Genomic DNA, 22,159 nt, shown 5'->3' with positions numbered 1-22,159 from the left:
TATGGGCGACGAAATCCTGTCCCAGGAAGAGGTCGATGCCCTGCTGAGGGGCGTCACCGGTGAGAACGACGAGGACAATGGCGGTGCGGATGCGGAAGGTGTCCATAATTACGACATCGGCCGACAGGAGCGCATTGTCCGCGGCCGGATGCCGACGCTCGAAATCATCAACGAGCGTTTTGCCCGTAATCTGCGCATCGGCCTGTTCAATTTCATCCGGCGGAATGCCGAAATTTCCGTCGGACCGGTGCGGGTGCAGAAATACAGCGAATTCATTCGCAACCTGGTCGTGCCGACCAACCTCAATCTGGTGCACGTCAAACCGCTGCGCGGGACCGGCCTGCTGATTTTTGACCCCGATCTGGTGTTCCTGGTGGTCGACAATCTGTTCGGCAGTGACGGGCGCTACCATGTTCGTGTGGAAGGCCGGGATTTCACCCCGACCGAGCAGCGCATTATTCGTCGGCTGCTCGAGGTGGTGTTCAACGAGTGTCAGAAGGCCTGGGAACCGGTCTATCCGATCGAGTTTGCCTATCTGCGCTCAGAAATGAATACCCAGTTCGCCAACATCGCCACGCCGACCGAAGTGGTGGTGGCGATGACCTTCCATATCGAACTGGGTGCCGGCGGTGGCGACTTCCACATCTGTCTGCCTTACTCGATGGTGGAACCGATTCGCGACATCCTGTCGAGTACCATGCAGGCAGACCGCACCGAAGTGGATAATCGCTGGGTCACCCTGATGTCGCGCCAGGTGCAGGCAGCAGAAGTCGACCTGGTGGCCACACTGGGCTCTACCACGGTGATGCTGGGCGATATCCTCAGCCTGAAGCAGGGCGATGTGATCATGATGGATATCCAGGACAAGGTTGTGGCCGACGTCTCCGGCATTCCGGTCTTCGAATGTAAGTACGGCACGTTGCAAGGCAAGTACGCGCTGCGTGTCGAAACCGTGCTGGCCGGTACCAATGAATTTGCCGAGCCGCCAACGGGAGGAAACGAACAGAATGACTGATCAGCAAAATACCGGCGCAGCCGCCGAAGAAGAAATCTCCATGGACGACTGGGCGGCCGCCATGGCCGAGCAGGAAGTGGCCGATGCCAGCATGACCGCCGAGGCCGAACCGGAAGCCGTCCCGGCCAGCAATCTGTTCCAGGAGCTGGGTACCGGCCCCGATACCAGTGGCAATGTGCCGTCCAACCTCGACATGATTCTGGACATCCCGGTCCAGCTGACCGTGGAGCTCGGCCGTACCAAGATCGCCATCCGCAACCTGCTGCAACTGGCGCAGGGTTCGGTGGTCGAGCTGGATGGTCAGGCCGGTGAGCCCATGGACGTGCTGGTCAACGGCTGTCTGATTGCCCAGGGCGAAGTGGTGGTAGTGAACGACAAGTTTGGTATCCGCCTGACCGACATCATTACGCCGGCCGAGCGTATTCGCCGCCTGCAGAAATGAAGCGCGCCCTGATCCTGCTGGCCGTGCCGGGCGTCGTCCTGGCCGCGGACGGCCTGAGTGCGGCGCCCAGTGGCCTGGGAGGCCTGGTGCAGGTGATTTTCGGTCTGGCCGTGGTCATGGCCGCCATCTTCGGTACCGCCTGGCTGTTCCGGCGACTGTCCAGTGGCGTCACCGGTCTGCCGCGCCATATGCGGGTGGTGAGTGCCGTGATGGTCGGGCAACGCGAACGGGTGGTGATCGTGGAGCTGGGCGAGCAGTGGCTGGTGCTGGGGGTGACCCCGCAGTCGATCAATCTGCTCGAGAGCCGGCCGCGCCCGGCCGATGCCGCCGAGCTGCGCCCCGAATTGCCCGGGGTGGATCCCTTTGCCCGCTGGTTCAAGGCCGCGCTGCAACGCAGCCGGCCAGACAAAGACGATAAGAATTGATGAAACGCTTTCTTCCGCTGTTCGGGCTGATGCTGGCCCTGATGCCGCTGGCGGCCTTGCCGGCCGGCCTGCCGATGATGACCAGTACCCCTGCCGCCGGCGGGGGGCAGAACTACTCCCTCAGTATCCAGATGCTGCTGTTCATGACCGGGCTGACCTTCATCCCGGCCATGCTGCTGATGATGACCTCGTTCACGCGCATCATCATCGTGCTGTCCTTGCTGCGTCAGGCCCTCGGCACCGCGACCTCGCCGCCTAATCAGGTGGTGATCGGTCTGTCGCTGTTTCTGACGCTGTTCATCATGGGCCCTACGCTGGATCAGGTGTATGCCAATGCCTGGCAGCCATTTGCTGCCGACAAGATCACCCTGGATCAGGCGCTGGATGCGGCCAGCAAGCCGATGAAGACCTTCATGCTGCGCCAGACGCGCGAGAAGGATCTGCAATTCTTCATCGAAGTATCGCAATCGCCGCGTCCGGCGACCCGCAACGACGTGTCCATGAAGACCCTGATTCCGGCCTATGTGATCAGCGAACTGAAAACGGCCTTCCAGATCGGCTTCCTGGTGTATATCCCGTTCATGATCATCGATCTGGTGGTGGCCAGCATCCTGATGGCCATGGGGATGATGATGGTGTCGCCGGCGATGATTTCATTGCCGTTCAAGCTGATGCTGTTCGTGCTGGTCGACGGCTGGACCCTGCTGATGGGCTCGCTGGTGCAGAGCTTCTACACGTGATGAGGAAGGGAGTCTGACATGAGTCCGGAAATGGTCGTCAACATTGTCCAGAATGCCCTCTACACGCTGATCCTGATCAGTGCGCCGGTATTGCTGGTTTCGCTGGTTGTCGGTTTGTTCATCAGCATCATGCAGGCCGCGACCCAGCTCAACGAAATGACGCTGACCTTCATTCCCAAGCTGCTGGCGCTGTTTGTCACGCTGGTGCTGGCTGGTCCGTGGATGATCAGTACCCTGGTCGACTACACCATTCGCCTGTACAAAAGCATCCCCAACGTGATCGGATAAGGGCGGCATGGTCACGTTCAACGATCAGGAAATCAATGCCCTGCTGGGTCTGTTCATCTGGCCGTTTGCCCGCATTACCGGCATTTTCATGACCGATCCCGTCTATGCCTCGCGCAATGTGCCGCGCACCTACAAGGCCGGGTTTGCCATTTTTCTCACCATTCTGGTGACGCCGATCCTGCCCAAATTCCCGGTCATTCCGCTGGTGTCTGCCGAAGGGATCGCCACCCTGATCCAGCAGGTGCTCATCGGTCTGGGCATCGGCTTTGTCATGCGTCTGGTGATGACCTCGGTGGAGCTGGGCGGCCTGCTGATTGCCAACCAGATGGGCCTGGGCTTTGCCACCATGTTCGACCCGCAGAACGGTGCCCAGGTACCGACCATCGCCACCTTGCTGTCCCTGTTCGTCACCCTGCTGTTCTTGACCTTCAATGGCCATCAGGTCGTGCTGGCCACGCTGGTGGACAGCTTTCAGGTCATGCCGATCGGCAAGTCCGTGCCCTGGGTCACCTGGCGTCTGCTGGCAGAATGGGGCGGTCATCTCTTTCTCTGGGGCCTGTGGCTTTCCCTGCCGGTCATGGCCGCCCTGCTGATGACCAACCTGGCCATCGGTGTCATGACCCGCGCCGCGCCACAGTTCAGCATCATGTCGTTCGGTTTTCCGCTGACCCTCTCGATCGGCTTTATCGCGCTCTATCTGTCCCTGCCGAATATGGTGCCGCTGATCGAGCAGTTTTACCGTCAGAGCTTTGCTTTTGCGCTGGAAATGTTCCGCGTGGTGCATTGAGCGGCCGAACTCCCTCTGCTTTTTGATGGTCTACTAAGCTCACTTATTATTCTTGGATGAACTATATGCGTCTGACGTCCCTGGCCGCCGCCCTGTGTCTGTCCCTGTCCGCCTTTGCCGCACAGGCTGAGCCGGTCAACTTCCTCTTCGCCAGTTCGGGCGAGCTGGCCACTCTGCATGACAAGCTGGCGCGCAGCGACATTGCCGGCGTGCAGGTGGTGTACAACTGGAAAAACCTGGAAAAGGGCAAGGGAGAGTACGACTTTTCGGCGATTGAGGCCGATCTGGCCTATGTGCAGAAGATGGACAAAAAGCTGTTCATCCAGATTCAGGATCGCTTCTTCGAACCGACGGCGAAAAATGTTCCCGCCTATCTGATGACCGCGCCCGAGTACAAGGGGGGCATCGTGCCGCAGGTGGACAACCCGGGGCAGGGCAAGGCGCCGGCCATGGGCTGGGTGGCGCAGCAGTGGAACCCGGCAGTGCAGAAGCGCTACCAGGCGCTGCTCAAGGCACTGGCGGCTCGCTTCGACGGCAAGGTCTACGGTGTCAACCTGCCGGAAACCGCCATCGACATTGACCAGAAACATGACAAGACCGGCTTCAGCTGCGACCGCTACTTCAATGCCGAAGTCCAGAACATGCAGGTCGCCCGCAGTGCCTTCCAGAAGTCGCTGGTGGTGCAATACGTCAACTTCTGGCCCTGCGAGTGGGACAACGACCACCAGTACATGTCGCGGCTGTTTGCCTTCGCTGCCAATAACCATATCGGGCTGGGCGGTCCGGACGTCGTGCCCTACAAGAAAGGGCAGATGAAGAATGCCTATCCGTTCTTCAATCGCTACAAAGGCAAACTGCCGGTGGTGGCCATGGCCATTCAGGAGCCGACGCTGACCTACACCAATCCGAAAACCCACAAGCCGTTCAGCAAGCAGGAAATCACCGATTTCGCCACCAGCTACCTGGGGGCCGATCTGCTGTTCTGGACGCCGGAAACGCCCTGGCTCAAGCAGCATTGATCCCGAGTTGTTTCGGCCTCGTCTGAAGACGGGGCCGGATAATGCGCAAACGGCAAGGGACTGCTAGAATGCCTGCACTTATCGGGCGGCACCCCGGGTGCGCCCGAACTGTTCCGGATTCAAACCGGGCCGCGGTCCCCTGACCGGCGGCCCTTCATGCATTGAGGCGACTATGGCAGGACATAGCAAGTGGGCGAATATCAAGCACAAGAAAGAACGCGCTGACGCCAAGCGTGGCAAGATCTTCACGCGCCTGATCAAGGAAATCACCGTTGCTGCCCGCATGGGCGGTGGCGATGCCGATATCAATCCGCGTCTGCGCCTGGCAGTGGACAAGGCGCTGGATGCCAACATGCCGAAAGACAACATCCAGCGTGCCATCGATCGCGGTACCGGCAGCCTGGAAGGCGTCGATTACGCCGAAATCCGCTACGAGGGTTATGGCATCGGCGGGGCTGCGGTCATGGTCGACTGTCTGACCGACAACAAGACCCGGACCGTCGCCGATGTCCGTCATGCCTTCTCCAAGTACGGCGGCAACATGGGTACCGATGGCTGCGTGGCCTTCCAGTTCAAGCATTGCGGTTATCTGGTGTTTGCGCCCGGCGTGGATGAAGACGCCATCATGGAGGCCGCGCTCGAGGCGGGGGCCGAAGACGTGGTGACCAATGATGACGGTTCGATCGAAGTCATCACCGGCCCCTACGAGTTCACCGACGTCAAGGGCAAACTGGAAGCCGCCGGCTTCAAGGCCGAGATGGGCGAAGTGACCATGCGTCCGCAAAACGTTACCGAGCTGTCGGGCGACGATGCGGTTCGCATGCAGAAGCTGCTCGACGCGCTGGAAGACCTGGACGACGTGCAGGAGGTCTACACCTCGGCAGAAATCGCTGACGAAGCGTAAGGCGGTCCAATGGCAGGAAAAACAGCCCGAACCGGTGTCGACCGGTTCGGGCTGTTTGCTGTCTGTGGCGGGTTACTGCCTGGCTGTCTGCCGCCAGACGAAGACCCCGTGTCCCTGGTCGCGGGTGTCCGAGCTGCCGACGATCGTCGAGCCATCTGCGGACACTGCCAGCGCCGCGGACATGTCCCCGCCCAGTGTGCCGAGATCCTCCATGACACCATCCTTGACCGAGTAGCGGAAGGCATGCTCAACATACGAGCGGGTTGAGGAAACCCCGACTACCGTCGAGCCATCAGCCGAAACGGCCGTCGCCATCGAGAAATGTCCGCCCAGCGTGCCGATATCGACCAGCTTGCCACCCGGTTGATAGATGAAGGCATGCTGATCGCCGTTCTTCAGCGCCGCCCAGCCAACGACCAGTTGACCATTGGCCGATACCCCGGTTGCTTCCGAGTTATTACCGCCAAAGGTGCCCAGGTCTGTGGCCGACTGATTTGGTCCGACATAGAAGGCGTGACTTTGCCACGAAGGGGTATCCGCTTTGCCGACAATGGTCTGGCCATTGCGCGAGACGGCATTCGGCGTCACGGTGGCGCCACCCAGCGAACCTGCGTATTGCAGGCCATCGGTGCGGCTGTAACGGAATACTTGCTGGCCAAAACCGATTCGGTCGGCCACCCCGGTCACCACGCGACCATTGGCAGAGACGGCCGTGGCACTGGAACTGCCGGGAATGTCCAGCTGTTCCATACGGTTATGTTTCCAGAGCGCGGCATGGTTGATGCCATCCCGCTGAACACTACCCACCAGAACCGAGCCATCGCGCGAGGCAGCATGAACTTCAGACTCATCATGGCTCAGAGCGCGGTAATCGCTGTCCCCGCCCTTCACGTCGACCATCGCTGCAATGTGATCACAATTGCCAGAGCGGTTCCAGCCAAACAGCGTAGACCCATCGCCGGAAAGCCCTGAAAATTCGGAATAACCACTGGCGGTTAGTGTCAGTTCGCGTGGTGCGCCAGCGCGAATGATGTACTGATGCAGCTCATGGTCTGTATTCTCCGGGAAGGCATCATTGGCTGTGCTTTGCACATAGGTGGTTTTGCCATCCTGAGACAGAGACAGACCCTGGTAGATGACAAAGTGTCCATTGGGAGAAAGATCTGTCATCTGGCCAGCCTGAGCGGCCTGCGCGCCGGATACGGATGCGGCCATCAGCAGAACGAGTTGTGGAATACGCTTCAAAGTCATAGTGAATCCCCATTGGTAAACGAAGGTAGAAGAGTAGGGCGCGGTTCAGCGAATGACCGATCAGACGAGTCGGAAATGCCTTGCACCAGATTTCTGGCGTGAGCCGATTCCGGCAGCGTCATGACAGCGATGAGACTGGTCTTCGGACGGGGGGCGGCCAGATAAAATGCCAGGCGATTAGCCCACGTATTCTTCATACAGGTGTAAACTGGCTGCCGTCTCAAGCTCGAAAGAATCTGACCATGAAACAGATGCATGCAGACCGTCGCTCCCGCCTGATGGCACAAATCGGTTCCGGTGTCGTGGTGTTGGCCACCGCGCCCGAAGCCATTCGCAATGCCGATACGCATTATCCCTACCGTCCTGACAGCCACTTCTGGTACCTGACCGGCTTTGGCGAGCCGGGGGCCGTGCTGGTGCTGGATGCCAGCAACAAGCGCAGCATCCTGTTTTGTCGTGAAAAGGATCCTGACCGCGAAGTATGGGATGGCTTCCGTTACGGGCCGGAAGGCGCGAAACAGGAATTCGGTTTTGACGAAGCCTATGTGATCGGTGAGCTCGACAGTCGCATGCCGGATATCCTGGCCGGCCAACCGGAAGTGCACTGGCCGGTGGGGCGCAATCCTTCCTTCGATGTACGCGTCAATGGCTGGCTCGATGAGCTGCGTGCCCGTTTCCGTACCGGCGTCGAAGTCCCGTCGCGTTTTGGCGATGTGCTCGCTCTGCTGGACGAAATGCGGCTGATCAAGGACGAATACGAAATCGGCATTCTGCGTCGTGCCGGCAAGATTTCTGCCGAAGCCCATGTGCGCGCCATGCAGGCTACCCGCCCGGGCATGAATGAATACCAGATCGAAGCCGAGCTGCTGCATACCTTCATTCGCCACGGGGCGCGCTTCCCCTCCTATGAAAGCATTGTGGCCGGCGGCGCCAATGCCTGCACGCTGCACTATGTCGGCAATAACCACCGGCTCAACGATGGCGAGCTGCTGCTGATCGATGCCGGTTGCGAGCTCAATGGCTACGCCGGCGACATCACGCGGACCTTCCCGATCAATGGCAAGTTCACCGCGGCACAACGGGATGTCTACGAGATCGTGCTGGCGGCCGAGCTGGCAGCCATCGACACGCTGCGCCCCGGTGCACGCCTCAACGAGCCGGGCGATGCCGCCTTGCGCGTGCTGGCTCAGGGCATGATCGACCTGAAGCTGCTCGGCGGCACCGTCGACGGCATTATCGAGTCGGAGGCCTACCGTCAGTTTTACATGCATGGTGTCGGCCACATGATCGGCCTGGACGTGCACGATGTCGGCAAGCGCAAGGTCAACGGCGAGTGGCGCGAATTCAAACCGGGCATGTGCACGACCATCGAGCCGGGGCTTTACATCCGCCCGGCCGACAATGTCCCGGCGGCACTGCACAATATCGGCATCCGGATCGAGGACGATGTGCTGATTACCCGTGATGGCCGTGAAATCTACACGTCGGAAGTGCCCAAGCGCATTGATGACATTGAAGCATTGATGGCCTGATGGGGGCACGGCAAGCCATGTCTTCCGCTCTGCTGCATGCGGATGTCGCCGTTGTCGGCGGCGGGCCGGCCGGCGCCCTGGCCGCCCTGCTGCTGACCCGTCAGGGCCGGCGCGTCATCCTGCTGGAGGCTCGCCAGGCCGGTGAGCCGCTGCGCGATGCCCGCGCGCTCGCCCTGTCCAGTGCCAGTCAGCAGCAGCTGCAGGCGGCAGGAGCCTGGCCGGACGATTTGCCTGCCACGGCGATCGATACCGTGCATGTGTCCCAGCAGGGCTGCTGGGGCCGTACGCTGATCCGGGCGGCAGACGTTGGTCTGCCGCATCTGGGACAGGTGGTCGATTATCCGGCACTGACCCTGGCGCTGGATGCCCGGCTGGCTGCCGCGGGGGTGACCGTGCTGTGGGGCTGTCGGGTCGATGACCTGCAGTCGCTGGCCGGCTACGTCTGCGTGCGTTATCGCGAAGCCGGCCATGAAGGTGCCGTGACCGCCAGACTGGCCATTCTGGCCGAGGGCGGGGCGCTGATCGAACGCCTTCCCGGTGTACGTCGTCGCGAGCACGACTACCAGCAGTCCGCCGTGCTGGCGCAGGTCCATTTCGAACAGCCGCACCAGGGCGTGGCCTACGAACGTTTCAGCCAGGACGGACCCCTGGCGCTGCTGCCTCACGGTGATGGCTGCATGCTGGTCTGGACCCGCTCCCCGGCACAGGCCGAAGCGATGAAAGCGGCGGCTCCCGAGGTGTTGGCCTCTGCGCTGCAGCAGGCTTTTGGGGACCGGATGGGGGCCGTGCGTGCCGTCGGGGAGGTGGCCACCTTCCCCTTGCGCCTGAAGCAGGCCAGCCGGGTCGTCGGCCAGCGAGTGGTGCTGATCGGCAATGCGGCGCAAACCGTCCATCCGGTTGCGGCGCAGGGACTCAATCTCGGCATCCGCGATGCCATGGCCCTGACCCGCATTCTTGACGGAGCGGAAGATCCGGGTGCCGCCCATTTGCTGGCGCGACATGCCGCAGCACGCCAGCGCGACACCCGTGCTGTCATCGGCTTTACCCATGGCCTGATGCATTTGTTCGAGTCGCGTGACCCGCTGCTCGGGCTGGCACGGGCGGCCGGCATGAATCTGCTGGATGCGCTGCCCCCGCTGCGCAAGCGCTTTGCCGGTCATCTGGTCTTTGGTGTAGGAGCCGGACAATGAGTCAGACAGATTTCGACGTCCTGGTCAGCGGAGGCGGGCTGGTCGGGGCCAGCCTGGCGCTGGCGCTGGCACGTCAGGGGCGCTCGGTCGCCCTGCTCGAACCGCATCCGCAGGGACAGGACGGGCTGATGCAAGGCTGGGATGCCCGCATTTACGCCGTCAGTCCGCAAAACCGCGATTTTCTCGCCCGTCTTGGTGCCTGGCCCGATGCCAGCCGGATCGGCCGCATCGCCAGCATGGATGTGCGTGGCGACCGGGATGGCCGCCTGACCTTCAGTGCTGCCGAGATCGGTGAAAGCGAACTGGCGGCGATCGCCGAGAATCGCTGGATGCTGGCGGCGCTCTGGCGAGCCATCGCCGACAGCGAGATCACCGTGATCCATGGCCGTGCCGCGGCCTGCGACTGCCAGGCCGGTCAGGCCAGGCTGACGCTGGAGGATGGCCGGGTGCTGACGGCGGCACTGCTGGCCGGCGCCGATGGCGCCCAGTCCTGGCTGCGGCAGGCAGCCGGCATCGAAGTGGCCGTCCGGGCCTATGGCCAGTCAGGGGTGGTGGCGAACTTTGCCTGCGAAGTGCCGCACGGCGATTGTGCCAGGCAATGGTTCCTCGGTGATGCGGTACTGGCCTGGTTGCCGCTGCCCGGGAACCGAATTTCTATTGTATGGTCTACATCCGATTCCGAGCGATTGGTCAGAATGCCGGCAGACGAGCTGGCGGAGACCGTCTCGGCGGCGGGCGGTCATGCCCTGGGCGCCCTGCAGAGTCTGACGCCGGCGGCCGCATTCCCTTTGCGCCTGCTGCGTCCGCAGACCGTGATTCATCCCCGGCTGGCCTTGCTGGGCGATGCCGCGCATACCGTGCATCCGCTGGCAGGGCAGGGGGTCAATCTCGGTTTTCAGGATGCCGCGACCCTGGCCGCGCTCATCGGTCGTCAGGGCGATCCCGGCGACTGGGCATTGCTGCGCCGCTACGAGCGCAGCCGCAAGGAGGCGGTGCTGACCATGCAGTTGACCTGCGATGGTCTGTTCCGGCTGTTTCACCAGTCGTCTTTGCCCGGGCTGGCGCAGCTGCGCAACCGAGGCCTGTCGCTGGTCAATCATCTCGCCCCGCTCAAGCGGCAACTGGCCCGCCATGCGGTGGGCTTTTAACAAGGATAGACATGAACAAAACCCTGATTCGCCTGGCGCTGGCCGGGATCATGCCGGCTCTGCTGTCCTGCAGTGCCAATGCCGACAACAATGCGGGCAATGCCAGCCTGACGGCGGTGAAAAAGGCCTTCGAGCAACGTTTCAGCGACCGCAAGGTGCTGGATGTGCGCCCCACGCCGCTCAAGGGTATTTATGAGGTGGATGTCCAGGGTAATCAGGTGGTGTATGTCGACCAGAAGGTCAGCTATCTGTTTGTCGGCGATCTGATCGATGTCAAGAGTGGTCAAAGCCTGACCGAGGCACGTCAGGCCGATCTGAGCCAGGTGTCCTGGAATAGCCTGCCGCTGAATGATGCCATCAAGGAAGTGCGCGGCAACGGCGCCCGCAAGCTGGCGGTCTTTACCGATCCGGACTGTCCGTTCTGCCACCAGCTGGAAAAGCAGAGTCTCGCCGGTGTGGACAATGTCACCATCTACACCTTCCTGTTTCCGCTGACCCAGCTGCATCCGGATGCGTTGCACAAATCGCAGCAAATCTGGTGTGCTGAAGATTCTCTCAAGGCCTGGAAGTCCTGGATGGATGATGGCGTGAAGCCGGTTGGCGAAGGCAAGTGCGCGACGCCGATCGAGCGAAACCTGGCTTTGGGTGAAAAGCTGGGGGTAAATGGCACGCCGGCCCTGATCTTCGGAAATGGGCGCCTGGTGGCCGGCGCGATTCCCAAGGCTCAGCTGGAGCAACTGCTCGACGCGCGCTGAGTCGGTCAATTCGGACGGTTATTGTCGGGTTATTGATCAGGATTTGGCTGTCATCCCTCCCTAAAATCTTCCGCCTCGATGGTCGATGCGGAAGATTTTTTCATGTTCAGAGTCCTGCTGCTTTGTCTGTTGCTGTGTGCCTGCCATCCTGCACCGCGCAGGGCTTTTCTGACGGATGGCCGTGGGGATGTGTTGCAACAGGCAAGGCAACAGGCAAGCCGAGAGTCGGGTTCGGGACAAGGCATGCAGCCCATGATTTTTAGCAATGGACAAGTCGGCTATCTGGCAGGAGGGGGACGTTATCTGATCCTGTGTGCAAACAGCTGTACCCTGCCGGGAGGGCGTGAGGAAGAACTGGGTGGATGGCGTGTCTTGCATCAAAGCACCAGCCCGCTTCCCGGGCTGGATGAGCTGGAGTTGGACGCCGGACAGATTGTCTATGCCGATCCAGACCGGAAGACTGTGCTCTGGGGACATCTGATCGATCTGCGTGATGGCCTCGATCTGACCCGGGCACATGCCGCCTGGTTGGAGCAGGGGCGCTGGCGAAATTTGCCGCTGTCCTCTGCCGGTGTCGTCACGCAGGGAAACGGCAATCTGCAACTTGCCTTGCTCAGCGGTGGCCACCCTGTGGGCGCATTACAGCAGGCGCTGACGCACTTGCCGGATCTCACCGTCTATCTGTTGCCGGGCAGCCCTGACGTCGATCCGGCCCTGCTGCCGGCTCTGGTCCGGCCGGACGGGCAGCTGCTCAGTCTGGCCGGGTTGCAGAATGCGCAGCAACCTTTTCTTTCCGGTTTGATTCGCAGCTGGCTGGAGCAAGGCGCTACCAGCGCCTGGCAGGGATGATGAAACCGGGTGTTTTTCGTGTATATTAATGCCGTTGGGCTAACACAATACAACATCAAGGAAGAAACATGTCTGATCTGCAAACCCTGTTCACCCAGGCTCAGGCCGATGTCAAAACCCTGTCCGAGCGCCCGGACAATCAGACCCTGCTGCAGCTCTACGCCCTGTTCAAGCAGGCGACCGAAGGCGATGCCCATGGCGAACGTCCCGGCATGATGGATTTCATCAACCGCGCCAAGTTCGATGCCTGGGAAAAGCTCAAGGGCACCTCTGCCGATGAGGCCATGCAAGGCTACATCGACGTGGTCAAGGGCCTGCTCGAAGCCTGATCACGCGTGACAAAGGGGGGCTGGTCCCCCCTCTTTTGTTTTGAAATACCTCCATTCAATCATTACCCTTCAAGGATTCGTCGAAATGAGCCTGCGCACCTGACCGCCCGATAACGGGCAACCTACGTTTTACTGCCCATCCTGCGCGAGGTGTTCATGTCGATGATTCAATGGCAAGGCCTGAGCCTTGTCTTCCCCCATAAAACCTGCTTCAGCGAATTTTCCGGCCAACTGGACTGGGGCTGCCGCATTGCCATTGTCGGTGATAACGGCAGCGGCAAATCGTCGTTGCTGCGAATGTTGGCCGGCCTGCAGTCACCCTCCGAGGGCCGGCTGCAGATGGAGCCCTTGCTGCGTCTGGGCCATGTGCCACAGGTACTGGATGGTGACCTGAAGCTCAGTGGCGGCCAGCGGGTGAACCAGGCGCTCAGCCAGGCCCTGGCAGAACAGCCCGATCTGTTGTTGCTCGACGAGCCCAGCAATCATCTGGATACCGCCAACCGCCGTGCCATGCTGCGCATGCTGCAGCATTTTCACGGCGGATTGCTGCTGGTCACGCACGATGAAACCTGGATGAACACATTGTGTGACACCCTGTGGATCGTCGCCGATGGCCAGATCCGGGTGTTTCACGGCCGCTATCAGGACTACCTGGCTGAACGTGCCGGCCAGCATGCCGCCCTGCAACGGCAGCGCGACCTGCTGCGGCGCGAACAGCAGGGTGCCCACCAGCGGTTGATGCAGGAGCAACAGCGAGCCAGCCATGCCCGTCAGCGCGGTGAAAAGGCCATCCGCGAACGGCGCTGGGCGACCGTCAAGTCGGCGACCAAGCTGGGGCGAGGCAACACCACGGCGGTCGACAACCGGGCTGACCTACTGACTCGGCAACAGACGCTGGGGGACGAACTGGCGCGCCTCAGTCCTGGCGAGGTGATCAGTCCGGCGTTTTTCCTGCCCCCGCAAGCTCGACATGCCCGGGGACCGGTGGTGCAGGTGAGTGATGGCCTGATTGGCCATGAGCGAGTGATCGCCGGACCACTGCATCTGGTGATCCGGTCGGGCGAGCGCTGGCTGCTCGGTGGTGCCAACGGCAGCGGCAAATCCACGCTGGCGCGCGCACTGCTCGGCGAGACGGCCTTGCGTCTGGGTGGACAGTGGCAGACACCGCCAAGGCAGGAGATCGGCTATCTCGATCAACACTATGCCAACCTGCCCGCCGACCAGACTGTCCTGGCGGTATTGCAGCAGACGGTTCCCGACTGGGCGCCCAGTGCGCTGCGCCACCACCTGAGCCGGTTCCTGTTTCGTGGCGATGGCGCGGTGCAGACCCTGGTCCGTGCCCTGTCTGGTGGCGAGCGCGCACGGCTGTCGCTGGCCTGTCTGGCTGCTCGTCCACCACAGTTGTTGATTCTGGACGAGATAAGCAACAACCTGGATGGCCGGGCGCGCCAGCATGTGGCCTCGATCCTGCATGACTATCCGGGCACCCTGCTGCTGATCAGCCACGATGAGGCACTGGTGCAACAACTGGGGGAAATGCGGCGCCTGAATTTGTAAACCCTGTGCCACTGCTGGTTAGCAAATGTGAAGAGGGCCGGCAAGTTGATATCCATAATGTTATTATTATTAGGTAACTATTGGATAGAGACTCATGGCTTCAACCGATACCCTCACGGCAGGGGTGGGGCCACGCCCGCATGATGCCTTGCCCTGGCTGGCCGCCACGGCTTTTTTCATGCAGATGCTGGACACCACCATTCTCAATACCGCCCTGCCTGCGATTGCCACCGATCTGCAGCGTTCGCCGCTGGAGATGGAGTCGACCGTCATCAGCTATGCGCTGACCGTGGCGCTGCTGATCCCGCTCAGCGGCTGGCTGGCCGATCGTTTCGGCTGCCGGCGCGTGTTCATGGCGGCGGTCGGCCTGTTCTCCCTGGGATCCCTGCTGTGCGCCCTGTCGGGCTCGCTGCCGATGCTGGTGGCCATGCGCGTGCTGCAGGGGGTCGGCGGCGCCATGATGATGCCGGTCGCCCGTCTGGCCCTGCTGCGCAGTTATCCGCGCAGCCAGTTTCTGGCCGTCATGAGTACCGTGACCATGCCGGGCCTGCTCGGCCCCGTGCTGGGCCCCTTGCTGGGCGGCTGGCTGGTGACCCATGCCAGCTGGCACTGGATTTTCCTGATCAACCTGCCGATCGGCCTGGTCGGTTTGCTGATGGCGCCACGCGTCATGTCCGATCACAAGGCGCCGCACCATCCCTTCGACTGGCCCGGTTTCCTGCTGTTTGCCTTTGCCCTGGTCGGACTCTCCTTTGGCCTGGACCTGATCGGCGCCGCCCATGCCCTGGTGCTGGCCCTGCCGGCCTTGCTGGCCGGCTCCCTGCTGCTGCTGGCCTATGTGCGTCATGCACGCCGGCATGCCGAGCCGCTTTTTGATCTGGCGATGTTCCAGACCCGTGGCTTCCGCATCGGCATCTTCGGCAATATCCTGTGTCGTCTCGGCACCGGTGGCATCACGCTGCTGATCCCGCTACTGCTGCAGGTCTGCTTCGGCTACGGTGCCGATACTGCCGGCTGGATGCTGGCGCCGGTGGCCCTGGCCGCGATTCTCGCCAAGCCGCTGATCACCCGGGGCCTGCCGCGTATTGGCTATCGCCGCACCCTGATCGTGACCAGTCTGCTGACCGTGCTGAGCATTGCGTCTTTTGCGCTGTTTGCTGCCGACATGCCGCTGCCCTGGATGCTGCCATCGCTGGTATTGTTCGGCGGGGTCAGCTCAATGCAGATGACTGCCATGAATACCCTGGCAGTGGCCGACCTGAGTTCGCGTCATACCAGCATGGGTAATACGGTGCTGAGTGTGGCACAACAACTGTCGGTCAGCTTTGGTCTGGCGATTTCGGCCAGTGCGCTGCAGTTGTTTCACCCGGCGCATGTCAGCCAGGGCGCGGCACTGACGCCAGCGTTTCGCGCCACCTTTGTGCTGCTGTCCGGGCTGACCTTGCTTTCGACGCTGATCTTCCTGCGTCTCAAACCACAGGATGGCGCAGCGCATGCGGTGCGCCCTGTGGCAGCCGGCGGTCACTGACGCATGTCAAATGACGATGCCTGAGGTGGTAAAAATGCTGACAGACTTGCCAAGGGCGGGGCGTTCCATGATGTAATGTCGGGCATTCACCAACGGACAGGTCCTGCATGTCGCTGAGTCCCTTTCACGACGATCGCCGGCGGGTCCTGAAACTGGGAACCGTCCTTGTCATGAGTCATCTGTTGTCTGCCTGCTCCACCCCCGCTCAGCCGGGTCGTGCCCCGGCAACGGCACCGGTCGTGCGCCTGATGGCGCTCGGCGGGCCGATGACCGACCGTGCCCGCGTCGAGCGCGGGGTTGCTGCCCTGCAGTCCCTGGGCTTCCAGCTGGATAACCTGCCCGCACTGACACGGCGCGAATCGCGTTTTGCCGGCACGGTCGATGAGCGTGCTGCCGACCTCAATGCCCTGGCCGATCCGTCCCTGCCCATGCCCGATCTGATCATGGCGACGCGCGGCGGTTTTGGCGCCATCCAGTTGCTGGACCGGCTCGACTACGCCCGCCTCGGCCCGCGCCTGCGCGCCGCCGGTACCCTGGTCATGGGTTACAGCGACAATACGGCCGTGCAACTGGCCTTGCTGGCTCGTGCCGGGGTGATCTCGCTGTCCGGACCGGTGTTGTATGCCGATTTCGGCGCCAGCCCGCTGTCGGCCTTCACCCAGCAGTGGCTGCGCGAGGTGTTGACGCATGATCACTACACCCTGCGCATCGATGTTCCTCAGTCCATGGCCAGCGGCCAGCTGGACGGCACCCTGTGGGGCGGCAATCTCTCGACCCTGGTCAGCCTGGTTGGCACGCCCTATCTGCCGCAGCCGCAGGATGGCCTGTTGTTCCTCGAGGATGTCGGCGAAGATGTTTACAAGGTCGACCGCATGCTCGAACAGTTGCGCCTGGCGGGTGTGCTCGGCCGTCAGCGGGCGATTTTGCTGGGGCATTTCAGTGCCCAGCGCAGCGATGGTTTCGATCCGCAGGGCTACAGCATGGCGACGCTGGCCAACCGACTGGCCCGCCAGTTGGGCATCCCGGTGCTCAGCGGCCTGCCGATTGGTCATGTTGCCGACATCGTGCCGATCCCCATCGGTGCCCGGGGCGAACTGCGCATCGATGCCACCGGCTACACCCTCAACGTCAGCGGCTATCCGGCGCTCAAGCGCCTGCCCGCAGCCTGGACCGCCAACGCGGCCACTACTCAGTAAGGAAAGAACCCACACGCCATGGAAACTCGCTGGCTGGAAGATTTCATCGTGCTGGCCGAAAGCGGCAGCTTCACCCGTTCGGCGCAGGCGCGCCATCTGACCCAGCCGGCCTTCTCGCGCCGCATCAAGGCGCTGGAAAGCTGGGTCGGTTGCGATCTGATCGATCGCAGCAGCTATCCGACACGGCTCACGCCGGCCGGCGAAGTGTTCAAGGAACAGGCGGTGGCGATGCTCAATCAGATTCACGCCACCCGTGCGCTGATGCAGGGCATGCGCCCCTTGCCGGAAGACACCATGGAGTTTGCCGTACCGCATACCCTGTCGTTTTCCTTCTTCCCCAAATGGCTGTCGCAGGTACAAGGCGGCTTCGGCGATTTGTCCTGCCGCCTGCAGGCGAGCAATGTGCATGATGCGCTGCTGGCCTTTGTCGAAGGCGGCTGCGACCTGCTGATGTGCTATCACCACCCCAAGCAGCCGGTTGAGCTGTCCGGCGATCGCTATGCCGGGCTGAATCTGGGGATCGAGCATCTGATGCCTTACGCACGACGTGAAGAAGACGGGCAGCCGGCCTTCCGTTTGCCCGGCCAGGCACGGGCACCGCTGCCGTTTCTCGGCTATGCCGCCAATGCCTATTTCCGGTTGATGACGGAACTCATCATGGAAAATGCCCCGGAACCCTGCCATCTGCATCAGCGCTACGAAACGGACATGGCCGAGGGGCTGAAGAACATGGTGCTGGAAGGGCACGGTGTGGCATTTTTGCCGGACAGTACGGTCGAGCGTGAGCTGCAGGCCGGCCAGCTGGCGCTGGCCGCCGATGCCCGCTGGGGCGTCGCGATGGAGATCCGTCTCTATCGAGATCTCAAGCGCAGCCGGCCGGCGCTGGATGCTTTCTGGCAGTACCTGCAGACACAATATCCAGCCGTATAGTACGTTCTCGTATACGAAAAGGGCGCATGGCATAAATGCCATGCGCCTTTGTCATGGCGACAGTCGGATGATCTATGCATTTAATGCATGGACAAATCGATAATCGGGATTGGCCAGTTGCCGGTGACGCGGCTTAGAGTGTTTCCATCAACCCTCGTTGTGGACAAGGAAACAAAAATGAGTACCCGCGTCGAACATGACCTGATTGGCGAACGTGAAGTCCCGGCCGAAGCATACTGGGGTGTGCATACCCTGCGTGCGCTGGAAAACTTCAACATCACCGGCAAGCCGATCTCTGCCTACAGCGACCTGATCATCGCGCTGGCCTCCATCAAGCAGGCGGCCGCCATGGCCAACCGCGATCTCGGTTTGCTGGACGACAAGATCGCCAATGCCATCATCGAAGCCTGCGAACAGATTCGCGCCGGTCGCTGGCATGATCAGTTTGTCGTGGACGTCATCCAGGGTGGGGCCGGTACCTCCACCAACATGAACGCCAACGAAGTGATTGCCAACGTGGCGCTGGAAATTCTTGGCCACAAGAAGGGTGATTACGATTTCCTGCACCCCAACGAGCACGTCAACCTGAGTCAGAGCACCAACGACGTCTATCCGACCTCGCTGCGTCTGGCCAGCTGCTTCGGTGTGGCCCGCCTGATCGCCTCGATGCAGAACCTGCAGAATGCCTTCTCCGACAAGGCCATGGAGTTCAAGGACATCCTGAAGATGGGCCGTACCCAGCTGCAGGACGCCGTGCCGATGACGCTCGGCCAGGAGTTCCAGACCTATGCCGTGATGCTGGGCGAAGACCGCCAGCGTCTGGAAGAAGCCTGCACCCTGATGCATGAAATCAATATGGGCGCGACCGCCATCGGGACCGGCATCAACAGCCACCCGGACTATGCCCGCCTGATCTGCCAGCATCTGGCACGTCTGACCGGCCTGGCGCTGATCACGGCACCGAACCTGATCGAAGCCACTCAGGACTGTGGCGCCTTTGTGCAACTGTCCGGCGTACTCAAGCGCGTGGCAGTCAAGCTGTCCAAGACCTGTAATGACCTGCGTCTGCTGTCCTCCGGCCCGCGTGCCGGCATGGGCGAAATCAACCTGCCGGCCCGTCAGGCGGGTTCGTCGATCATGCCGGGCAAGGTCAATCCGGTGATCCCGGAAGTGGTCAACCAGGTGGCCTTCGAAGTGATCGGCAACGACGTGACCGTCAGCTTTGCCGCAGAAGGTGGCCAGCTGCAGCTCAACGCCTTCGAGCCGGTGATTGCCTACAGCGTGTTCCGCAGCGTCAACCACCTGCGCGCCGCTTGCGACACCCTGACCGAAAACTGCGTGCGCGGCATTACCGCCAATGGCGAATACCTGCGTCGTCTGGTGGAAAACTCCGTGGGTCTGGTGACGGCGCTGAGCCCGTTCATCGGCTACTCGGCAGCCAACGAAGTGGCCGCCGAAGCGCATGCCAAGGGCGGCAGCGTGGCACAAATCGTGCTGGCGCGTGGCCTGATGACCCGCAAGGAACTGGATGCGGTGTTGCAGCCGGAGGCCCTGACCCAGCCGCGTTGGGTCAAGTAATCGGATTCACCCTTGTCCGGCGGTCCTGTCCTGGCGCCGGACACTTCTTCACGGCAGACTCTTGCGGGTCTGCCGTTTTTTTATGTCAGTCTGCCAGCGGCCCGGCAAAGCGGCGATCCACTTCTTGCGACACGATCCCGCGCACAAAGCCCAGCAAGGGGTCGCTGGCCAGCCGGGTATGCCAGACCATTTCGATTTCGATTTGCATCTCAGGGTCCAGAACCGGCACCTGGCAGAGCATCGGGTGGTGTTGTCTGAGCCACGCCGCCATGGTTTGTGGCAGAACGGCGACGGCTGCCAGTGTCTCGAGCAAGACCGGCAGCGCCAGCAGACCCGCGCCATGCACCACCACCCGTCTCGGCAGACCTCGCCTGGTCATGACCTGCTCAATCAGTCCGCTTCCCTCGTCGACATAGGAGGTGTGTACATGGGGCATGGCCACCAGATCGGCAAGACCCACTGTGGGAGGGAGGCTGATGAGTGCCGGGTGATACAGCGCGATAAAGCTGGTTTTGAACAGCGGCAAATGCTGCCACTGACGCCCCGGGCGGGGGAAGTAGCCAAAAGCCGCACTGATGCGGCCTTCCTCCAGCGCTCCCTCTACCTGCGCCGCCGGCATGGCTTCGATCGCCAGATTCAGCTGCGGGGCCTGATGTTGCATGGCTTGCAGCATGCCCGGCAGCAGGATGGCCTCCAGCAGGTCGGGCATGGCCAGCCGTACGGTGCCCTGCGCCTCGCTCGGGTCAAATGCCTGCTGGCTGGCGAACAGCCGTTGTCCCTCGCCCAGCCATGCCGCCAGCGGCTGGCTCAAGGATTGCGCCAATGGTGTCAGGGCCATGCCGCGACCGTGACGATACAAGAGCTCGTCGGCAAACTGTTTGCGCAGGTGCTTGAGGACATGACTGATCGCGGGTTGACCCAGGCAAAGCTGTCGGGCGCTCAGGCTGACGCTGCGCGTTTGCAGCAGGGTATGCAGCACCACCAGCGAGTTCAGATCCAGGCGTCTCAGACGCAGTCCGTTAATATTATCCATTTCGATTTTCAGGATTAAATCTATCGATTTTTAGAATATATATGACGTCACTATACTTGCGCCATTCAATGACGCAAGGATAGGGCAATGCAGGATCAATCAGGCCAGCACAAGCTGCCGCTGTACATGCTGTGCATCATGGCCGTCACGATGGTGGAGTTTTTACAGAACGGCATGCTCAATTTTGCCGCCAGCGATGTCATGGGCGGCATCGGTGCCGGACCGGAGGAGTTCAGCTATGCCGCCATGGCCTATGCCAGTTGTGCCGTGCTGGCGATCAGTCAGCAGCGTCGCCTGCGTCTGGCTTTCGGTCCGCGCCGGCTGATTCGTGGTTCGATGCTGCTGTTTGCGGCCGGGGCGGTGGTATGCGGCATGGCGCATGGTCCGGCTGGTTTTATTCTGGGCCGTGCGGTGCAGGGCATCGCGGCAGCGGCGTTTTTCACCGGTGCACGTGTCGAGGTCAGCCGCCTGGCTGCCGAACAGCGCACGCCGGCGCTGCTGGGTTTTGGTTATGCCTTGTTGGGCGGGTCGGCACTGGGCCCCTTGCTGGGCAGCCTGGCGCTCGGCGCCGGCAGCTGGCGCTGGCTGTGTTTCGGCATCCTGCCCTGGACAGCGGCCGGCTGGCTGGCCAGTGGCCTGTTTGCCGAAACGGAGGCCGGGGATGAGCATGATCGCGAGATGACTTCTCCGCGCCTGTTGTGGCTGGCGGTTGCCATCTTGTTGTTGCAATACCTGATTCAGCAGTTGCCCTATGACTTTTTCAGTCGTCCAGGCTGGTTGCTGGCGCTGCTGGCCGGCGTGCTGCTGGCCAGTCTGATGTGGCTGCGCCGGGTCAGTACGGCCGGTCATGGTGCGCGCTGGCGGCAACTGGGCCAGAAGCGCTATCTGCTCGGGCTGGCGTACTACTTCTTCTGCTACACCATGGTGGCGGCCAACAGTTACATCATGCCCCTGCTGATCCAGCAGGGGCTGGGCTTCAGCGTGCCGACCACCGGACTGTTGCTGTCGGTCAGCTTTCTGGCCGGCATGCTGTTTGCCACTGTGTATGCCTTCCTGCTCCAACGCGGTCTGGTCAAGACGCTGCGTCCGCCCATGGTGCTGGGCATGCTGCTGCTCGGCGCCTATGGCCTGCTGATGAGCGAGCTGAACCAGGACACGGGTCTGGGCCGTCTTGCCGCCATTCTGCTGCTGAACGGGGGCTTCATGTCGGTATTCATTATTGCGGTGGCACAGGGGACCTTCAGTGCGGTGGAAGAGGGCGCATTTGCCCATGCCTACCAGACCAAGAACATGCTGCGCCAGGTGGCGCTCTCCAGTGCCGTCTCGCTCAGTACGGTGTTCATTCAGGGACGCAATGCCCTGCATTTCAGTCGCCTGTCGGAGCGTTTTGCCGATGGCAGCCCCTGGCTGGGCGAGGCCATGGCGCAGATGCGCGTCACGCTGCCACAAGTCGATGCGAGTACGGCCTTCGGTTTGCTGACCAGCGAGTGGTCGCGTCAGACGCTGATGCTCTCCTGTCTTGAGTTCTTCCGCCTGCAGATGTGGCTCGGTCTGGCCATGGCGCTGTTGCTCCTGTGGCAGAGAACCTTCCGCTGATCATGACGATTGCTCGACGTCTGCAAACTGTTTTATTCAGTTTGACTGTTAAACCTTATTGGCCATA

22 protein-coding genes are annotated in these 22,159 nt (G+C 61.7%); 20 read left to right on the top strand and 2 right to left on the bottom strand.

Annotation, left to right across the window (positions count from 1 at the left end):
- Position 1: 1 nt before the first annotated feature.
- The 8 genes from fliM to AACH39_RS06015 all read left to right on the top strand — a co-directional run bounded on the left by fliM (position 2) and on the right by AACH39_RS06015 (position 5,620).
- Entirely contained in the window at positions 2 to 1,015 is a 1,014-nt protein-coding gene (fliM, locus tag AACH39_RS06050) for a flagellar motor switch protein FliM (protein WP_215781895.1), read from the top strand.
- Positions 1,008 to 1,457, top strand: coding sequence for a flagellar motor switch protein FliN (gene fliN, locus AACH39_RS06045; protein WP_215781896.1), 450 nt, complete (start codon positions 1,008 to 1,010; stop codon positions 1,455 to 1,457). Before fliM ends, fliN begins: the two co-directional genes overlap by 8 nt.
- Positions 1,454 to 1,882, top strand: a complete 429-nt coding sequence (fliO, locus tag AACH39_RS06040; protein ID WP_215781897.1) for a flagellar biosynthetic protein FliO — start codon at positions 1,454 to 1,456, stop codon at positions 1,880 to 1,882. The genes fliN and fliO overlap by 4 nt, the downstream gene beginning before the upstream one ends.
- Complete coding sequence (gene fliP / locus AACH39_RS06035; protein ID WP_215781898.1) at positions 1,882 to 2,622, top strand: flagellar type III secretion system pore protein FliP; 741 nt, start codon at positions 1,882 to 1,884, stop codon at positions 2,620 to 2,622. Before fliO ends, fliP begins: the two co-directional genes overlap by 1 nt.
- An 18-nt stretch (positions 2,623 to 2,640) precedes the next feature.
- On the top strand, positions 2,641 to 2,910 hold the full coding sequence (gene fliQ, locus AACH39_RS06030; RefSeq protein WP_215781899.1) for a flagellar biosynthesis protein FliQ: 270 nt from the start codon (positions 2,641 to 2,643) through the stop codon (positions 2,908 to 2,910).
- Positions 2,911 to 2,917: 7 nt separating this feature from the next.
- A complete protein-coding gene (fliR, locus tag AACH39_RS06025; protein WP_215781900.1) occupies positions 2,918 to 3,697 on the top strand; it encodes a flagellar biosynthetic protein FliR in 780 nt (259 codons plus the stop codon).
- Between the two features lie 65 nt (positions 3,698 to 3,762).
- A complete protein-coding gene (locus AACH39_RS06020) occupies positions 3,763 to 4,716 on the top strand; it encodes a hypothetical protein (protein WP_338621109.1) in 954 nt (317 codons plus the stop codon).
- A gap of 172 nt (positions 4,717 to 4,888) precedes the next feature.
- Positions 4,889 to 5,620: a YebC/PmpR family DNA-binding transcriptional regulator gene (locus tag AACH39_RS06015; RefSeq protein ID WP_215781902.1), complete on the top strand. Its 732-nt coding sequence runs from the start codon at positions 4,889 to 4,891 to the stop codon at positions 5,618 to 5,620.
- Positions 5,621 to 5,692: 72 nt separating this feature from the next.
- On the opposite strand, the gene AACH39_RS06010 is transcribed toward AACH39_RS06015, so the two are convergent.
- Positions 5,693 to 6,871 carry a hypothetical protein gene (locus AACH39_RS06010; RefSeq protein ID WP_215781903.1) on the bottom strand — a complete coding sequence of 393 codons (1,179 nt, stop codon included), beginning with the start codon at positions 6,869 to 6,871 and terminating at the stop codon, positions 5,693 to 5,695.
- A gap of 242 nt (positions 6,872 to 7,113) precedes the next feature.
- On the opposite strand from AACH39_RS06010, the gene pepP reads away from it, so the two are divergent.
- The 11 genes from pepP to aspA all read left to right on the top strand — a co-directional run bounded on the left by pepP (position 7,114) and on the right by aspA (position 19,463).
- On the top strand, positions 7,114 to 8,403 hold the full coding sequence (gene pepP / locus AACH39_RS06005) for a Xaa-Pro aminopeptidase (protein WP_215781904.1): 1,290 nt from the start codon (positions 7,114 to 7,116) through the stop codon (positions 8,401 to 8,403).
- 17 nt (positions 8,404 to 8,420) lie between these two features.
- Positions 8,421 to 9,593, top strand: a complete 1,173-nt coding sequence (locus AACH39_RS06000; protein ID WP_215781905.1) for an FAD-dependent monooxygenase — start codon at positions 8,421 to 8,423, stop codon at positions 9,591 to 9,593.
- Positions 9,590 to 10,741: a UbiH/UbiF family hydroxylase gene (locus AACH39_RS05995; protein WP_215781906.1), complete on the top strand. Its 1,152-nt coding sequence runs from the start codon at positions 9,590 to 9,592 to the stop codon at positions 10,739 to 10,741. Before AACH39_RS06000 ends, AACH39_RS05995 begins: the two co-directional genes overlap by 4 nt.
- A gap of 11 nt (positions 10,742 to 10,752) precedes the next feature.
- Entirely contained in the window at positions 10,753 to 11,496 is a 744-nt protein-coding gene (locus AACH39_RS05990) for a DsbC family protein (protein ID WP_215781907.1), read from the top strand.
- A gap of 243 nt (positions 11,497 to 11,739) precedes the next feature.
- A complete protein-coding gene (locus AACH39_RS05985; protein WP_338621108.1) occupies positions 11,740 to 12,345 on the top strand; it encodes a disulfide isomerase DsbC N-terminal domain-containing protein in 606 nt (201 codons plus the stop codon).
- Positions 12,346 to 12,413: 68 nt separating this feature from the next.
- Complete coding sequence (locus AACH39_RS05980; RefSeq protein ID WP_215781910.1) at positions 12,414 to 12,674, top strand: acyl-CoA-binding protein; 261 nt, start codon at positions 12,414 to 12,416, stop codon at positions 12,672 to 12,674.
- A 156-nt stretch (positions 12,675 to 12,830) separates the two neighbouring features.
- Complete coding sequence (locus AACH39_RS05975) at positions 12,831 to 14,231, top strand: ATP-binding cassette domain-containing protein (RefSeq protein ID WP_338621107.1); 1,401 nt, start codon at positions 12,831 to 12,833, stop codon at positions 14,229 to 14,231.
- 94 nt (positions 14,232 to 14,325) lie between these two features.
- Positions 14,326 to 15,759 carry a DHA2 family efflux MFS transporter permease subunit gene (locus AACH39_RS05970; RefSeq protein ID WP_215781912.1) on the top strand — a complete coding sequence of 478 codons (1,434 nt, stop codon included), beginning with the start codon at positions 14,326 to 14,328 and terminating at the stop codon, positions 15,757 to 15,759.
- A 170-nt stretch (positions 15,760 to 15,929) separates the two neighbouring features.
- Positions 15,930 to 16,955 carry an LD-carboxypeptidase gene (locus AACH39_RS05965; protein WP_215781913.1) on the top strand — a complete coding sequence of 342 codons (1,026 nt, stop codon included), beginning with the start codon at positions 15,930 to 15,932 and terminating at the stop codon, positions 16,953 to 16,955.
- An 18-nt stretch (positions 16,956 to 16,973) separates the two neighbouring features.
- The gene (locus AACH39_RS05960) at positions 16,974 to 17,885 is read left to right on the top strand and encodes a LysR substrate-binding domain-containing protein (protein WP_215781914.1); all 912 of its coding nucleotides are present in this window, start codon (positions 16,974 to 16,976) and stop codon (positions 17,883 to 17,885) included.
- A 177-nt stretch (positions 17,886 to 18,062) separates the two neighbouring features.
- The gene (gene aspA / locus AACH39_RS05955) at positions 18,063 to 19,463 is read left to right on the top strand and encodes an aspartate ammonia-lyase (protein WP_215781915.1); all 1,401 of its coding nucleotides are present in this window, start codon (positions 18,063 to 18,065) and stop codon (positions 19,461 to 19,463) included.
- A gap of 85 nt (positions 19,464 to 19,548) precedes the next feature.
- Here the strand turns inward: aspA and AACH39_RS05950 are convergent, their stop codons facing one another.
- The gene (locus AACH39_RS05950; protein ID WP_338621106.1) at positions 19,549 to 20,496 is read right to left on the bottom strand and encodes a LysR family transcriptional regulator; all 948 of its coding nucleotides are present in this window, start codon (positions 20,494 to 20,496) and stop codon (positions 19,549 to 19,551) included.
- A gap of 87 nt (positions 20,497 to 20,583) precedes the next feature.
- On the opposite strand from AACH39_RS05950, the gene AACH39_RS05945 reads away from it, so the two are divergent.
- Positions 20,584 to 22,092: an MFS transporter gene (locus AACH39_RS05945; RefSeq protein ID WP_338621105.1), complete on the top strand. Its 1,509-nt coding sequence runs from the start codon at positions 20,584 to 20,586 to the stop codon at positions 22,090 to 22,092.
- Positions 22,093 to 22,159 lie beyond the last annotated feature (67 nt).

This window comes from Paludibacterium flexuosum, from assembly GCF_037076605.1.
Classification (GTDB): Bacteria; Pseudomonadota; Gammaproteobacteria; order Burkholderiales; family Chromobacteriaceae; genus Paludibacterium.
Note: the sequence above shows the minus strand (reverse complement) of the source record. Positions and strands in the feature narration are given on the sequence as shown.

Coding starts and splice junctions, on each gene's coding strand:
- fliM (WP_215781895.1), top strand. CDS start 2: ATGGGCGACGAAATCCTGTCCCAGGAAGAGGTCGATGCCCTGCTGAGG.
- fliN (WP_215781896.1), top strand. CDS start 1,008: ATGACTGATCAGCAAAATACCGGCGCAGCCGCCGAAGAAGAAATCTCC.
- fliO (WP_215781897.1), top strand. CDS start 1,454: ATGAAGCGCGCCCTGATCCTGCTGGCCGTGCCGGGCGTCGTCCTGGCC.
- fliP (WP_215781898.1), top strand. CDS start 1,882: ATGAAACGCTTTCTTCCGCTGTTCGGGCTGATGCTGGCCCTGATGCCG.
- fliQ (WP_215781899.1), top strand. CDS start 2,641: ATGAGTCCGGAAATGGTCGTCAACATTGTCCAGAATGCCCTCTACACG.
- fliR (WP_215781900.1), top strand. CDS start 2,918: ATGGTCACGTTCAACGATCAGGAAATCAATGCCCTGCTGGGTCTGTTC.
- AACH39_RS06020 (WP_338621109.1), top strand. CDS start 3,763: ATGCGTCTGACGTCCCTGGCCGCCGCCCTGTGTCTGTCCCTGTCCGCC.
- AACH39_RS06015 (WP_215781902.1), top strand. CDS start 4,889: ATGGCAGGACATAGCAAGTGGGCGAATATCAAGCACAAGAAAGAACGC.
- AACH39_RS06010 (WP_215781903.1), bottom strand. CDS start 6,871: ATGACTTTGAAGCGTATTCCACAACTCGTTCTGCTGATGGCCGCATCC.
- pepP (WP_215781904.1), top strand. CDS start 7,114: ATGAAACAGATGCATGCAGACCGTCGCTCCCGCCTGATGGCACAAATC.
- AACH39_RS06000 (WP_215781905.1), top strand. CDS start 8,421: ATGTCTTCCGCTCTGCTGCATGCGGATGTCGCCGTTGTCGGCGGCGGG.
- AACH39_RS05995 (WP_215781906.1), top strand. CDS start 9,590: ATGAGTCAGACAGATTTCGACGTCCTGGTCAGCGGAGGCGGGCTGGTC.
- AACH39_RS05990 (WP_215781907.1), top strand. CDS start 10,753: ATGAACAAAACCCTGATTCGCCTGGCGCTGGCCGGGATCATGCCGGCT.
- AACH39_RS05985 (WP_338621108.1), top strand. CDS start 11,740: ATGCAGCCCATGATTTTTAGCAATGGACAAGTCGGCTATCTGGCAGGA.
- AACH39_RS05980 (WP_215781910.1), top strand. CDS start 12,414: ATGTCTGATCTGCAAACCCTGTTCACCCAGGCTCAGGCCGATGTCAAA.
- AACH39_RS05975 (WP_338621107.1), top strand. CDS start 12,831: ATGTCGATGATTCAATGGCAAGGCCTGAGCCTTGTCTTCCCCCATAAA.
- AACH39_RS05970 (WP_215781912.1), top strand. CDS start 14,326: ATGGCTTCAACCGATACCCTCACGGCAGGGGTGGGGCCACGCCCGCAT.
- AACH39_RS05965 (WP_215781913.1), top strand. CDS start 15,930: ATGAGTCATCTGTTGTCTGCCTGCTCCACCCCCGCTCAGCCGGGTCGT.
- AACH39_RS05960 (WP_215781914.1), top strand. CDS start 16,974: ATGGAAACTCGCTGGCTGGAAGATTTCATCGTGCTGGCCGAAAGCGGC.
- aspA (WP_215781915.1), top strand. CDS start 18,063: ATGAGTACCCGCGTCGAACATGACCTGATTGGCGAACGTGAAGTCCCG.
- AACH39_RS05950 (WP_338621106.1), bottom strand. CDS start 20,496: ATGGATAATATTAACGGACTGCGTCTGAGACGCCTGGATCTGAACTCG.
- AACH39_RS05945 (WP_338621105.1), top strand. CDS start 20,584: ATGCAGGATCAATCAGGCCAGCACAAGCTGCCGCTGTACATGCTGTGC.